This is a genomic window from Rahnella inusitata, from assembly GCF_965118895.1.
Taxonomy (GTDB): domain Bacteria; phylum Pseudomonadota; class Gammaproteobacteria; order Enterobacterales; family Enterobacteriaceae; genus Rahnella; species Rahnella inusitata_A.
In genome coordinates this window covers 244,810-258,502 of sequence record NZ_CBCPJJ010000001.1, presented here as the reverse complement: position 1 = coordinate 258,502, position 13,693 = coordinate 244,810, and the positions used below count along the sequence as shown (strand labels likewise).

Annotated in this window: 11 protein-coding genes; 4 read left to right on the top strand and 7 right to left on the bottom strand. The window is 55.7% G+C overall.

The features are described from left to right. Nucleotides 1-139: 139 nt before the first annotated feature. Nucleotides 140-1,654: a dGTPase gene (dgt, locus tag ACMHLI_RS01130; protein WP_413527886.1), complete on the bottom strand. Its 1,515-nt coding sequence runs from the start codon at nt 1,652-1,654 to the stop codon at nt 140-142. Between the two features lie 182 nt (nt 1,655-1,836). Here dgt and mtnN point away from each other — a divergent pair, with 182 nt between their 5' ends. The 3 genes from mtnN (at nt 1,837) to ACMHLI_RS01115 (ending at nt 3,940) form a co-directional block, all read left to right on the top strand. After that, nucleotides 1,837-2,541, top strand: coding sequence for a 5'-methylthioadenosine/S-adenosylhomocysteine nucleosidase (gene mtnN, locus ACMHLI_RS01125; protein ID WP_413527885.1), 705 nt, complete (start codon nt 1,837-1,839; stop codon nt 2,539-2,541). After that, nucleotides 2,541-3,353, top strand: a complete 813-nt coding sequence (btuF, locus tag ACMHLI_RS01120) for a vitamin B12 ABC transporter substrate-binding protein BtuF (protein WP_413527884.1) — start codon at nt 2,541-2,543, stop codon at nt 3,351-3,353. Before mtnN ends, btuF begins: the two co-directional genes overlap by 1 nt. A 341-nt stretch (nt 3,354-3,694) precedes the next feature. Next, nucleotides 3,695-3,940, top strand: a complete 246-nt coding sequence (locus ACMHLI_RS01115) for a hypothetical protein (RefSeq protein WP_413527883.1) — start codon at nt 3,695-3,697, stop codon at nt 3,938-3,940. Nucleotides 3,941-4,050: 110 nt separating this feature from the next. On the opposite strand, the gene erpA is transcribed toward ACMHLI_RS01115, so the two are convergent. Together erpA and clcA are read right to left on the bottom strand one after the other, a co-directional pair. Continuing rightward, nucleotides 4,051-4,395, bottom strand: coding sequence for an iron-sulfur cluster insertion protein ErpA (gene erpA / locus ACMHLI_RS01110; RefSeq protein WP_056774928.1), 345 nt, complete (start codon nt 4,393-4,395; stop codon nt 4,051-4,053). 103 nt (nt 4,396-4,498) lie between these two features. Beyond that, nucleotides 4,499-5,962 (bottom strand): H(+)/Cl(-) exchange transporter ClcA, encoded by a 1,464-nt coding sequence (gene clcA, locus ACMHLI_RS01105; protein WP_413527882.1) that lies wholly within the window; start codon nt 5,960-5,962, stop codon nt 4,499-4,501. A 186-nt stretch (nt 5,963-6,148) separates the two neighbouring features. Here clcA and hemL point away from each other — a divergent pair, with 186 nt between their 5' ends. Further along, nucleotides 6,149-7,429, top strand: coding sequence for a glutamate-1-semialdehyde 2,1-aminomutase (gene hemL, locus ACMHLI_RS01100; protein WP_413527881.1), 1,281 nt, complete (start codon nt 6,149-6,151; stop codon nt 7,427-7,429). A 94-nt stretch (nt 7,430-7,523) separates the two neighbouring features. Here hemL and fhuB read toward each other — a convergent pair whose 3' ends face one another. The 4 genes from fhuB to fhuA all read right to left on the bottom strand — a co-directional run bounded on the left by fhuB (nt 7,524) and on the right by fhuA (nt 13,533). Further along, nucleotides 7,524-9,512, bottom strand: a complete 1,989-nt coding sequence (fhuB, locus tag ACMHLI_RS01095; RefSeq protein WP_413527880.1) for a Fe(3+)-hydroxamate ABC transporter permease FhuB — start codon at nt 9,510-9,512, stop codon at nt 7,524-7,526. Next, nucleotides 9,509-10,411, bottom strand: a complete 903-nt coding sequence (gene fhuD, locus ACMHLI_RS01090) for a Fe(3+)-hydroxamate ABC transporter substrate-binding protein FhuD (protein ID WP_413527879.1) — start codon at nt 10,409-10,411, stop codon at nt 9,509-9,511. The genes fhuB and fhuD overlap by 4 nt, the downstream gene beginning before the upstream one ends. Before the next feature lies 1 nt (nt 10,412). Beyond that, nucleotides 10,413-11,225, bottom strand: coding sequence for a Fe3+-hydroxamate ABC transporter ATP-binding protein FhuC (fhuC, locus tag ACMHLI_RS01085; RefSeq protein WP_413527878.1), 813 nt, complete (start codon nt 11,223-11,225; stop codon nt 10,413-10,415). Nucleotides 11,226-11,319: 94 nt separating this feature from the next. Next, the gene (gene fhuA, locus ACMHLI_RS01080) at nt 11,320-13,533 is read right to left on the bottom strand and encodes a ferrichrome porin FhuA (RefSeq protein WP_413527877.1); all 2,214 of its coding nucleotides are present in this window, start codon (nt 13,531-13,533) and stop codon (nt 11,320-11,322) included. Between the last annotated feature and the right edge of the window lie 160 nt (nt 13,534-13,693).

Here is a 13,693-nt window from a genome sequence, read left to right as displayed (position 1 = left end):
GATGTAATTAATAGCGTGAAGTTCATCAGGGTCGATCGGTTAATAGTAAAAAATTATTGTGAATATTTACAAAAGACGCTTTTTCAAACAGATTCGTAAAGAAAATAAAAGACATCTAAATTTGTCATGAAAACGATAACTATTCAGCCGCCATTAAGCGTCGATATTCATCATAAGCGTATAAATCAGTCATACCGCTGATATAATCTTGCAACATTCTCGCCCGATAATAAAACTCCTGCACCGCAAAAGCTTTCTCAGGTATACCTTCCAGACCCACTACCGCATTGGTGTAGGCTAAACGATGTTTCGCTGAAATCTTATGTAAAAGTCGGGTTTCAATCGGATAGGCACGATGCGTATCTTCCTGATCAAGCTGGGTAAAATCTTTCAAAGACATATCAAGCAGCGGGCTGTAAATATCCAGCAAACCGCTGATCACCCGGTAGCCCTGCAATTCCAGCTCTTCGACTTCGGGATGATTGAATACCTGTTTGAAGGCCACGCGCTTATATATCTCTAACAGACGGTTAGCCTGGCTGTCATCTTCCAGCAAAGCATGATTAAAGGTGCCGTCATAAATTTCCTGCACATTATCAATGAATCTGCGCGCTGCGTGCGGTACCAGTTGCTTGACCGTTTGCACCCGTAATTCCATAAAGAAATAATCCACCGGATTGCGGAAGGTTTTGGCTTTATCCATCTTTTCATAGGCGGTACGAACGACTTTATCGAAGAAATCGCCTTTTTCGATCTCGCCCCATTCGCGCCAGAGATAGCTGTACAGCTGATCAACGCTGAAAATGCTCTTTTCCACGGCGTCTTCTAAATCGGCGATACAGTAAGAAATGTCGTCCGCCGCTTCCATAATGTAGGTGAGCGGGAAACGGTTGAACTCGCCCAGCCCGAGTTCACTGCGCAAACGCTGAATAAACGGCTCCTCGGCCAGATAAAAACCGGGCTTTTTCATCAGGTAATCATGCGAGGGCAATTTTTCGAGGGAATACGCAGGACGCGTGTATTTCAGAATACAGGCGGTCTGGCTGTAAGTCAGATTGAGTTTAAGCAGCGTAAACACCAGACGGATCGCCTGTGCATTGCCTTCAAAATTTGACAGATCATAACGGATTTTACTGCGCAGCTCGTTGAGCGGTTCGGCGCTTTTCTCCAGCCGCAGACAGGCGATGGTACAGACATCCGTCACCTTATATTCCCGCCCACAGCTGGCGGTATCCATACGTTTTCCAAACCAGTTGTTGATCGCCGACTCCCCAAAATGTCCGAAGGGAGGATTGCCGATGTCATGCATCAGGCAGGCCATTTCCACCACGCTTTCAAAGGGATCGGTGACATCGGTCAGGCCGTAGGTATCGAGCTTGCCCTGACGGCGCAGGCGATGCAGCACCTCTTTGGCGATATGACGCCCTACCTGCTGTACTTCCAGAGAGTGTGTCAGTCGGCTGCGGACGGCGGCGTTTTTTTCCAGCGGGAAAACCTGCGTTTTTTGTTGCAGGCGGCGGATGGCGGCGGAGTTGATGATACGGCCGCGATCGCTTTCAAACTGTCGCACCACATCGTACTCATCACGCGCCTCAATGGGCGAACTGAAAGGACGCTGAAAATTGAATTTCGCTTTAAAATCGATCCCGGACATGAATTCCCACCTTTTCAGCCACTCACACGCCCGGCAGAGGCGAACTCTGCATCCCAAACGCATTATCTCTTACCATTAGCCATGATAGACTATCGCGCATTGTTTTCGGTATTAATGCCGATATTAAAGCGTCAATTCCGCCTCTGCTGCGGCCAATTTCACCCACATCTGCGAGTATTCATATGAAAGTAGGCATCATCGGCGCTATGGAGCAGGAAGTGACTCTGCTGCGCGACAAGATCATCAACCGTCAGACCATTGAACGCGCGGGCTGCGAAATCTACACCGGTCAGCTGCACGGCGTTGACGTGGCGTTGCTGAAATCCGGCATCGGTAAAGTCTCGGCAGCGATGGGCACCACGCTACTGCTGGAACACTGCCAGCCTGACGTGGTGATCAACACCGGTTCGGCGGGCGGTCTGGCGAAAACGCTGAAGGTCGGCGATATCGTGGTGTCTGATGAAGTGCGTTATCACGACGCCGACGTGACCGCGTTCGGTTATGAGCCTGGCCAGATGGCAGGTTGTCCGGCGGCGTTTACCGCTGATCCGATGCTTATCGAACTGGCTGAAACCTGTATCCGTCAGCTGGATCTGAACGCCGTGCGCGGTCTGGTGTGCAGCGGTGACGCCTTCATCAACGGCGCAGCGCCACTGGCACGTATCCGTGCCACTTTCCCGAACGTCGCGGCAGTCGAAATGGAAGCGGCGGCTATCGGCCACGTTTGCCACCTGTTCGAGACGCCGTTTGTCGTTGTACGCGCGATTTCTGACGTGGCCGACGGCGAATCTCACCTGAGCTTCGAAGAGTTTCTGGCTGTCGCAGCACAGCAATCCACCCTGATGGTGGACGCAATGCTCAAAGCACTGGCTGATTCACAAGAGTGATGATGCGCCGGTTCTGTCTCATGCTGAGTGTGCTGTTGCTGCCCATTACGGCGATGACGGCACCGGCGCAGAGGGTGATCAGTCTGGCACCCAATCTGACAGAACTGGCGTTTGCCGCCGGGCTGGGCGATAAGCTGGTCGGGGTGAGTGCTTACTCCGATTATCCGCCACAGGCGACTAAGATTGAGCAGGTGGCGAACTGGCAGGGGATTAACACCGAACGTATCGTGACGCTGAAACCCGATCTGGTGCTCGCCTGGCGCGGCGGTAATCCGCAGCGTCCGCTCGATCAGCTGACGTCGCTCGGCATCCACGTGGTGTATCTCGATCCGCAAAATGCCGGGCAAATCGCTCAGGCGCTGGAGGAACTGGCGCAATACAGCGCGGAACCCGCCACTGCTCAGCGTGCCGCAGCAGATTTCCGCCAGCAATGGCAGGCGCTGAAGCTGAAATATCACCGCGATAATCCGGTTCCCGCCTTTATTCAGTTCGGTACACAGCCGCTGTTTACTGCCTCTTCGGCGACAATGCAAAGTGAAGTGCTGGAACTGTGTGGTGCAAAAAATATTTTCGCTGATAGCCGAGTCCCTTGGCCTCAGGTCAGCCGGGAGCAGGTTTTAAGCCGTCATCCGCAGATTATCGTGATTGCAGGCGGAAAATCGCAAAAACAGGTGATTGAGGATTACTGGCGGTCGCTGCTCAGTGTGCCGGTAATTACGCTGGAATCTGACTGGTTCAGCCGCGCGGGGCCGCGTATTTTACTGGCCGCCCGACAGCTGTGCCCGCAGCTTACAGGCTTGTCTCAGGGGTGAATACTCACTAACTTTTTTTGTGTGAGCACCTTAAGCACTCTGTGGTATTTTTCTGAATTGCTGCTTTATTAATCAAAATCAATAAATCGACGCTGGCATCTGTTAACATGTCCGGCGTAAAATCCTTCGTATGCTGACCGCCTCTGCTTTATCATTATCTCTTTGTATAACAAAAAAAATAATAAAATAACCGGCTTCTGATACGACAAAACTGTGGCTAAAATCCTTAACGGATTAAAGACCGCCAAAATTAGACCGATAATCTTTTTCAGCCACGCTGAATTATTGATCTACAAAACATTGCTCTATTTACATTGATCGACACCAGCAGGAAAATTGAAATGAAAGCGTTATTACTCAGCGTGTTGCTCGCCCTGAGCCCGCTGGCTGCGGTCGCGGGCATGACCAGCGGCGATATCAACATCAGCCTGACTATCTTACCGACCTGTCAGGTGAACGCCGCACACACCGGCACCTCCGTGACCTGCGCCAGCCGCACGATGAGCCCGCCGCACATCAGCGAAACCCTGCTCACCGCCGTCCCCGGCATCAGCGTTGGTTCAAAGCTGGTCACCGTTGAATGGTGATCTTCTGGTAAGTACTTACTTACCGGAGCGCCCTTCCCGCTCGGAAAAACCCATTAAAAAAGCCCGTCTGCAGCAGCAAACGGGCTTTTTATTTTGTGCGTTCAAAACAATCAAATGCTAAACGATGATCCGCAACCACAGGTTGTTTTCGCGTTCGGATTCGTCACGATAAAACGTGAACCTTCCAGACCTTCGGTATAATCCACCGAGCCGCCGACCAGATATTGCAGGCTCATCGGATCAACCACCAGCGCCACACCGGCTTTCTCGATGGTCATGTCGCCGTCATTGATTTTATCATCGAAGGTAAAACCGTACTGGAACCCACTGCAACCGCCGCCGGTGATATAAACACGCAGTTTCAGGTTCGGATTTTCTTCATCAGAAATAAGGTTCTGCACCTTACGCGCCGCGGCCTCAGTAAACTGTAACGGCAACGCGGTTGTTTCATTCATTAACGCTTCACTCATAATTTCTCACTCCCAATCCGCATCTGTTCAGGCCGCCAGATTGACTGTCTGAATAATGAACTCATTATCTTATACCTGAGTTAATGCTTCAAGTATGGGCATTTTTCACGGCGCTGTCCTGCTTATTGGTGCTCTCGGCGGCAGTTTCTGCCTGCGCTTTTTCGGCATTCTCGCGTTCTTGTCTCTGTAACGTGCGGGTCAGGATGGCTGAATACAAGGGCTTACCGCCCAAAAACTGCGCCAGCAGGGTCGCGCCAAGGCAGGTGATGATCATCGGCAAAATCAGCTGATAGTTGTCGGTCATCTCCAGCACCAGCACAATACCGGTGAGCGGCGCACGGACGCTGGCAGCAAACAGCGCGCCCATTCCGGCAATCGCGAAGGTCGCGGGTTCAATACCGTATTGCGGGAACCACGCCAGCGCGGCGGTGCCAAAGGCGGTGCCCAGCAATGTGCCCAGTGCCAACATAGGCGCGAAAATCCCGCCCGGCGCACCGGAGGCAAAACACAGCAACGTGGTGGCGACGCGCACGATAAAGATGAACAGCAACATCAGCAGGCTGTATTTCCCCGCCGCCGCCAGCGGGATCAGTGCAAAACCGCCGCCCGCCGCTTCCGGCTGGATGAGCCCGAGCAGGCCGCAGAATCCACCCAGCACACCGCCTATAATCAAAATCTTGCGCAGATTACCACCGTGCAGCCGGGCAAACATATCCTGCGTGCGGAAGATCAGCGCATTGAAACTGACGCCAACCACGCCAAACACCATCCCCAACACCAGATACAGCCACAGCGTGTTGAGTGGCGCATTGGCCAGTTTACCGACTTCAATCACCGCCACATCGCCGTTGAAAATACGGAAAACGATGCTCGACATAATCACGCCGATAAACACCGCTTTTATTGAAATCAGGCTGTAGCGAAATTGCAGCCGCATCTCTTCAAGGATAAACAGGATCCCGGCCAGCGGCGCGTTGAAAGCGGCTGAAAGCCCCGCCGCCGCGCCGGTCGCCAGCAGTGAATGTCGCGCCTCGGCGCTGCGCAGCCGGAAGATATCCACCATCATTTTGCCGACGTTGGCGCCCATCTGTACCGTCGGCCCTTCGCGCCCCAGCACCATGCCTGCACCGAGCGTGCCCATGCCACCAAAGAATTTCACCGGGATCACCCGCCACCAGCGCACCGGCCGCAGCTCTTCCAGCGCACCTTCGATTTCAGGAATGCCCGAACCGCCTGCCTCCGGCGCGAAACGCCGGACGAGATAATAGCCGCCCATCGCCAGCACCGCAGAGAACACAAAGGTCAGCGGCCAGAGAAAAATCCAGTAATCGTTGAACAGCCCCAGCCCCGAGATCCGCGCCGCCATCACCCAGTTCACCGCTTTCTCAAACGCGATGCCGAGCAAACCAGCGACGATCCCCACCACGGCGGCGACAATCAGAATAGCGACCGGCGTTTTGTCGCGACGCAGGAACATGCGCAGCACTTCACTGCGTTTACGCGGGCCGTGGGCGAGCGCCGCCTCAGGCGTTTGGATATTTGATTCATTCATCAGCGATGGAAAAATACAGAAAAGGTAATGGAAGATGGATGGATTTAATCACACATAATGGCGTCCCGACAGGACTCAGGACAAAATGCCGCACGGTTTACGATTTGATAACGTCGCTCAGTTCACTAGAATGGGCGCATTATTATCCCTTATGTCTTAAAAGCATCAAAAACCAGGAGCCGAATAATGAGTAAGTCAGAAAGTCTGTTCACGCAGGCGCAAGCGCTAATCCCGGGCGGTGTGAATTCGCCGGTACGTGCCTTCTCCGGCGTCGGCGGCGTCCCGTTATTCATCGAACGTGCTGACGGTGCCTTTTTGTTTGATGCCGATGGCAAAGCTTATATCGACTACGTCGGTTCCTGGGGACCGATGGTGCTCGGCCACAATAATGCGGAAATCCGCAACGCAGTGATCGAAGCGGCACAGCGCGGTTTAAGCTTTGGCGCACCGACCGAAATGGAAGTGAAAATGGCCGAACTGGTCACCGGACTGGTGCCAAGCATGGACATGGTGCGCATGGTGAACTCCGGCACCGAAGCGACCATGAGCGCCATCCGACTGGCGCGCGGCTTTACCCATCGCGATAAAATCGTCAAATTCGAAGGCTGCTACCACGGCCATGCCGACTGCCTGCTGGTGAAAGCCGGTTCCGGCGCGCTGACCCTCGGCCAGCCAAACTCTCCGGGCGTTCCGGCGGATTTCGCCAAACATACCCTGACCTGCACCTATAACGACCTGGATTCCGTGCGCGCCGCGTTCGAACAATTCCCTGACGATATTGCCTGTATTATCGTTGAGCCGGTGGCGGGCAATATGAACTGCGTGCCGCCGCTGCCGGAATTCCTGCCGGGTCTGCGCGCGATTTGTGACGAGTTCGGCGCGCTGCTGATCATCGACGAAGTGATGACCGGTTTTCGCGTCGCGCTGGGCGGTGCTCAGGAGTATTACGACGTCGTACCGGATCTGACCTGTCTGGGCAAAATCATCGGTGGCGGTATGCCGGTGGGCGCATTCGGTGGTCGTCGTGAAGTGATGGACGCACTGGCGCCGACCGGTCCGGTTTATCAGGCGGGCACACTTTCCGGTAACCCGATTGCGATGGCAGCGGGTATCGCCTGCCTGACCCAGGTGGCACAGCCGGGCGTCCATCAAACCCTGACCGACCGTACCACTCAGCTGGCAGAAGGTTTGCTGCACGCGGCGAAAGCGGAGAACATCCCGTTCGTGGTCAACCACGTCGGCGGCATGTTCGGCCTGTTCTTCACCGATTCAGACACCGTGACCTGCTATCAGGACGTGATGAAGTGCAACGTTGAGCGATTCAAAAAGTTCTTCCACCTGATGCTGGAAGAAGGCGTCTATCTGGCACCTTCAGCGTTCGAAGCCGGATTTATGTCTCTGGCGCACAGCGAAGAAGATATCCAGCGCACCATTGACGCTGCGCGTCGCTGTTTCGCAAAGCTGTAATAACTTTTCGAACTGCTCCTGGCCCTCTCACGAGGGGAAGGAGTCAAAGCAAAAAGGGGCCTTTTGGCCCCTTTCTGTTGCACCAATCCCGGCTTTATTTCGCCTGTTTTCTCAGCAGATAGATAAAGTACGGCGCGCCGATAAAGGTCGCGAGCAGACCGGCGGGGATCTGATTCGGGAACAGGAACATCCGGCCGCACCAGTCGGCAAACACCATCAGCAGGCCACCGAGAATGCTGGCAACCATCCACTGCGGCATCGCGCGGCGAAAGCCCATCATGCGCGCCATGTGCGGCGCCATCAGGCCAATAAAGCTCAGCGGTCCGACCGTCAGCGTCGCGGCGGCGGTCATGATCGCGGCCAGCATCAGAATCGCCATGCGGCTTGGTGTCAGCGCCATACCGACGGATTTTGCGGTCACGCTGCCGAGCGGCAGGATGTTAATCCAGCGGCGCAGGAACGGCACCAGCAGCATCAGGATCGCGGCCAGCCCCAGTGTGCGCCATGCGGCATCAGCGGTGACGGAATAGGTCGAACCCGAAATCCAGGTCAGCAGGCCGCCCATGCGCGGATCTCCGCTGGCCAGCAGCAACGTCAGTAAGGTGCTGAACGCGGTACTGAGTGCGATACCGGTCAGCAACATCCGCTCGGCGGAGAAGCTGCGTATTCCCGAGGCCAGCATGATCACCAGCAAGGTGATCGCCGCACCGGCGCTGCCTGCCGGTAGCAGCCAGACAAACGCATCGCCCGGTACGATAAACATCATCAGAACCACGCCAAACGCCGCACCGGAGCTGATGCCCAGCACTTCCGGGCTCGCCATGGCGTTGCCGGTCAGTTTCTGAATCAGCACGCCCGATGACGCCAGCATAATGCCCGCGGCCAGCGCCGCCATCACGCGCGGCATTCGCCACGGCAGCAGCGCCTGCAAATCAGCCCCCGTCGACCAGTTCCAGCCGGTGGCGTTGCGACCGGCCATCAGCGCAACGGCCAGCCCCGCCAGCAGCACCAGTAACGCCAAAGACACCCAGCGCACCAGATGCTGACGCTCATCCGGCACCTTGTCACCCTGATCCATCGGCGGCGGCGTCATGCTGTTACGCAGGCGCGGCAGCAGCCACAGCAGCAGCGGCGCACCGACCAGCGCGGTCGCGGCACCGGTGGGGATTTCCATCCAGTATTGGGTCAGGAACTGCATCACCTGATCGGTGAACCACAGCAGCAGTGCGCCGATAAGCGGAGCCATCACCAGCCGCGCAAACAGGCGGCGTGCGCCGAGCATTTTCGCGAGCAACGGGGCGAACAGACCGATAAAGCCGATCATGCCCACCGCGTTAACCAGCTGTGCACTCATCAGGATTGCCAGCGCCAGCACCGCAAGACGCGCAGCCGATAATCCCAGACCGAGATTTTTCGCCACGCCGTCGTCCAGCCCGAGCAGCGTCATCGGGCGCTGTAACAGAAACGCCAGCAGCCAGACGATAATCACGCGCGGCAGCAGGAACGAGGCAATATTCCAGTCCTGCTGATTCAGCGCCCCACTGCTCCACATGTATAAACTTTGCAGGCGCTGATAGTTGAACAACCCGAGCAGGCCATTGACCGCGCCGCAGTACAGGCCGAGCACCAGACCGGCGAGGATTAACGTCACCGGCGAAAGTCGTTTCCCCCAGGCGATGCCGAAAACCAACACGCCGATCACCACCGCGCCAAGCATGGCGGCGAACTGTTGGGTGACCAGTCCGCCCGGCAGCGCCCAGAGCGTGGCAATGGTCAGGCCGAGCTGCGCACCGGCAGAAACGCCGAGCGTCGCCGGCTCCGCCAGCGGATTGCGCAGCACCTGCTGAAACAGTAAGCCCACCAGTCCGAGACCGGCACCGGCCAGCAGCGCCACGGCGATACGCGGCAGCGAGCTGTAGTGAAACAGCATCTGCTGAACATCGTCGATATTGGGCTGCCACAGCGCGCTGCGCCACAGGTCATAAGGCAGCTGCTGATGCAGGTTATAAACGCTGAGCGCACCGGCCGCCAGCGTCATCAGGATCAGTAAAATCAGCGAAACGCTGAGTGCGCGGCGGTTCATACCGGTTTCCCCAGGGTGCTGTTAAGAATGCGGCAGAAATGCATCGCGCTGTAGGTTGCGCCGTAGAACCAGACCGCAGGCACCACGGTGAACTGATTATTGCGAACGAATGGCATCGATTTCCACAACGGCGTCGGTGCCACGGCGTCCATGATGTCGTCGCTGCCGTGATCGAAACACAGCACGCGGGCGTTTTTGATGCCCGCCAGCCGCTCGATCCCGACCGACACGCTGCCCCAAAAACTGCCTTCGCCCTGCCACGCATTGGTCAGACCGACGTCGCCCATGACTTCCTGAAACAGGCTGCCCTCACCAAACACCAGCACGTGGCGGGTGTCGATAAAGGTGATCAACAGAACGGGTTGTTGCGCGACGGGTTTCATCAGCTCGCGGGTTTTCGCCAGTTGCTGGTGATAAAGCTGCAAATGCTGTTCAGCGTTACCCTGTAAACCAAGGTAATCCGCCAGTTTGTGCAGGGATTTGATCGCCAGTTGCAACGGCTTCGCGCTGCCGTCGTTGGCTTTCACGTCGATGACCGGTGCGATCGATTCCAGCTGCGCCGTTTTCGGGCCATAGCCCTGCGTCACCAGCAGCAGAGAAGGTTTCAGCTGCTGGATAAGTTCCATATTCGGTTCGGTTCGCTGACCGACGTCAATCACCGCCGGGCCGAGTTTTGGCTCTTCCACCCAAAGTTGATAATTGGGAATATCGGCGATCGCCATCGGCATCACGCCGAGCGCAATCAGCAGCTCGGCGGGCAGCCATTCAAGGGCGATAATACGGCTGAGATCCGGTTTCGAGGCGGCAAACGTTGGCATGGAAGCCAGAAGCGGGGATAACGCCATCGCCTGTAACAGACGGCGACGCGTGATCCCTGAAAAATGAGGAAAATCAGACATATTAGTATACAAAGCTCACCGGAGCACCGCCCGCCGGATGCGGAAGGATGCCCATCGGAATACCATAAATTTGTTCGAGAACGTCGCCGCGCATCATTTCTTCCGGTGCGCCCTGAGCGATCATCTCGCCGCCACGCAATGCCATCAGCTGATCGCAATAGCGCGCCGCCATGTTCAGATCATGCAATACAGCGATCACCGTTAAACCTTTCTCGCGGCTCAGGCGCTGGATCAGCGCCAGCACGTCTTTCTGATGCGCGATATCCAGCGCAGACGTCGGCTCATCAAGCAGCAGGCAGCGGCTGTCCTGCGCCACCATCATTGCCAGCCATGCGCGCTGACGCTCGCCGCCGGAGAGGCTGTCCACCAGACGATGGGCAAAGGGTTTCAGGCCGACCAGCGAAATCGCTTCTTCGACTTTTTCTTTATCCTGATGTTTAAAACGTCCGAGCGCGCCGTGCCACGGATAGCGGCCAATCGCCACCAGCTCCTGCACCGTCATGCCTTCAGCGGCGGGCAGTTGCTGGGGCAGATACGCCACCTGACGCGCAAAGGCTTTGCTGTCCCACTGCGAAAGCGGTGTGTCGTTGAGGAAAATCGTGCCGCCCGTGGCGGACTGATGCCGCCCGAGCATTTTTAACAACGTCGACTTACCGGAGCCGTTGTGACCAATCAGGCCACAGACCTTTCCCTGCGGGAACGTCAGCGACAGCGGTGCCAGCAGCGTGCGTCCGGGCACTGAAAAACTGACGTCTTGCAGGCGGAATACACTTTCTGGCAGCGATGTGGACGGGTGTACGTTGTTATCAGCCATAAGATTTTCTTCGATTACATCCGGATTTTGAGATGAGTTGAATAGGAAACGGGCACGACCAGCGTGCCCGGAGTACATCATTAATTACCGACTATCAGAAACGGAAGGTTGCGGTGGCGACCACCTGACGCTCCGCGCCCCAATAACAGGCGTAATCGCGGTAGCAGCTTGCCACGTATTCGCGATCCAGCAGGTTATTGACGTTCACGCCCACGGAAGAGCCCGGCAGACCAAAGCGTGCGAGATCGTATTTGATCGTCGCATCCACCAGCGTGTAACCGGCAACATTAAAGGCTTCGTTAGTCTTGTCGCCCGTCGTGTAGAAGCTGGAAGTCGAACCGAAGTAACGCACGCCGGAACCGACGGTCAGGCCGCTCAGTGCGGTTTCGTGGAAGGTGTAATCCGCCCACAGTGTGGCCATATTCGCCGGTACTTCAGCAGGACGTTTGCCTTCATAAGCAAGATCGTGCGTGTACTTCGCATCGGTATAGGTGTAAGACGCCGTCATGTTGATGTTGGCGTTGAGGGCGGCTTTCGCTTCCAGTTCCAGACCACGGGAACGAATTTCACCTGACTGAACGCTGAAGGTATTCGTCTGATCCGTAGGATCGTTGGTCAGGTTCTTGGTTTTCGTCAGCTGATACACGGCCGCCGTCAGACTGATCGGACGATCGTTCGGAATGTATTTCACACCCGCTTCGTACTGTTTACCGATTGATGGATCAAACGGCTTTCCATCCTTGTTAGAACCGGCTGTCGGTTCAAAGGATTCGCTGTAGCTGAAGTACGGGGAGATGCCGTTATCAAACAGGTAGTTCAGACCGCCGCGCCAGGTGAACTGTTGGTCGTTAATTTGTGTAGCGCTGTTGCTTGAGCGCGTATACGTCGAGCTTTTCGCGAAATCATAACGACCGCCCACGGTCAGGATCCATTTGTTCCATTCCGCCTGGTCCTGCGCGTACAGACCGGTTTGCTCCTGACGGTTGAGAACTTCATACGGGAAGTACAGGGGCACATTGCTGTTGCCGTACTGCGGATTGCTCATGCTCAGATTGCTGGCGGAACCATAATCGGCATCAATGTCGTTACGCATACGCATGTAATCCACGCCCATCAGCAGGGTGTGATCGACATCAGCGGTAGCAAATTTAGCCTGCGCCTGGGTATCCACATCGAAGTTTGCCAGTTTCTCTTTTGACTGCACGTACGCGCGGCTCATCACGCCATTGCCCACATACCCGGTGCCGTAAACGCCTTTGTACTGGGTATCGAGTTTGGTGTAACGCAGGTTCTGACGCACGGTCCAGGTGTCATTAAAGCCGTGTTCGAAGCTGTAACCGACCATTTTCTGGTTGCGGGACATCTTGTTGCTTTCTTCGCCTTCGTTGAAGTCGGTCGGCAACTTATGCGCTTTTCCGTTGGCGTCGTAATACGGCACCACGGTGCCCTGACGCGGTAACCAGCCGTAGAAACCGGCATCCGGATCGTTCTGGAAGTTGCTCAGGAAAGTGAAGTTGGTTTTGTCATCAGGACGCCAGGTGAAAGACGGCGCGATGCCGTAGCGTTTCTCTTTCGCCATCTCCTGCTGAGTATCCTGGCTGCGCGCCACGCCGGTCAGACGGTAGGAATACACACCCGCGTCGTCGATGGCATCGCTGAAATCAAAACCGGTCTGGAACAGGTTGTCTGTCCCCATTTTGAACTGCACTTCTTTCAGTGGTTCGGTGGTCGGACGCTTGCTGACCATGCTGACTACGCCGCCCGGGTTGCTCTTGCCGTACAAGACAGAAGACGGCCCGCGCAGCACTTCAACGCGCTCAAGGAAATAGGGATCCATCGAGACTTCTGAGTAGTTATCGCCCTGAAGTTTGATGCCATCGAGATACTGGTTGGTATTTACGGAGGTGAAACCGCGGATAGCGATCGCATCATAGGTAGAGGAGCTGCCACGGCTGGCGAAAACGCCCGGCGTGTATCCCAGCGCTTCTTTTACTGAAGCAGGCTGTTTCATGTCCATTTCTTCACGGGTCACGACGGAAATTGACTGCGGAGTTTTCACCAGTGGCGTATCGGTTTTCGTCCCGGTCGCGCTGTGTTTCGCGGCGATAGTCGCCGCAGGGCCCCACGCAGATTCCGGTGCTGCTTCGGCAGCGGCTGAACTGGTGACATTAATAGTGTCTTCTTTTGCCGGAGCGGTTGCCGCGCCTGCATAAAGAGACGTTGAGCTCAATGCCGCCGTAATCGTTAAAGCCAGTGTGCGACGCGTAAAGACGTCTTTGGGTGAAGAAAGGGAGCGCTGGAAAGCCATTGCGTTATCTCTGGAGTGTTTATTAATGGGAATGTAAACGATAATTATTATTATGAACATCGCATAATATGCGCAATGCTTGCGCATCTGCAAGCGTATTTAACTCATAGATTGGCTGAATGAATAAAAAGTATCCCCATGTTAAATATGGGTAAAAGTG

Coding starts and splice junctions, on each gene's coding strand:
- dgt (WP_413527886.1), bottom strand. CDS start 1,654: ATGTCCGGGATCGATTTTAAAGCGAAATTCAATTTTCAGCGTCCTTTC.
- mtnN (WP_413527885.1), top strand. CDS start 1,837: ATGAAAGTAGGCATCATCGGCGCTATGGAGCAGGAAGTGACTCTGCTG.
- btuF (WP_413527884.1), top strand. CDS start 2,541: ATGATGCGCCGGTTCTGTCTCATGCTGAGTGTGCTGTTGCTGCCCATT.
- ACMHLI_RS01115 (WP_413527883.1), top strand. CDS start 3,695: ATGAAAGCGTTATTACTCAGCGTGTTGCTCGCCCTGAGCCCGCTGGCT.
- erpA (WP_056774928.1), bottom strand. CDS start 4,395: ATGAATGAAACAACCGCGTTGCCGTTACAGTTTACTGAGGCCGCGGCG.
- clcA (WP_413527882.1), bottom strand. CDS start 5,962: ATGAATGAATCAAATATCCAAACGCCTGAGGCGGCGCTCGCCCACGGC.
- hemL (WP_413527881.1), top strand. CDS start 6,149: ATGAGTAAGTCAGAAAGTCTGTTCACGCAGGCGCAAGCGCTAATCCCG.
- fhuB (WP_413527880.1), bottom strand. CDS start 9,512: ATGAACCGCCGCGCACTCAGCGTTTCGCTGATTTTACTGATCCTGATG.
- fhuD (WP_413527879.1), bottom strand. CDS start 10,411: ATGTCTGATTTTCCTCATTTTTCAGGGATCACGCGTCGCCGTCTGTTA.
- fhuC (WP_413527878.1), bottom strand. CDS start 11,225: ATGGCTGATAACAACGTACACCCGTCCACATCGCTGCCAGAAAGTGTA.
- fhuA (WP_413527877.1), bottom strand. CDS start 13,533: ATGGCTTTCCAGCGCTCCCTTTCTTCACCCAAAGACGTCTTTACGCGT.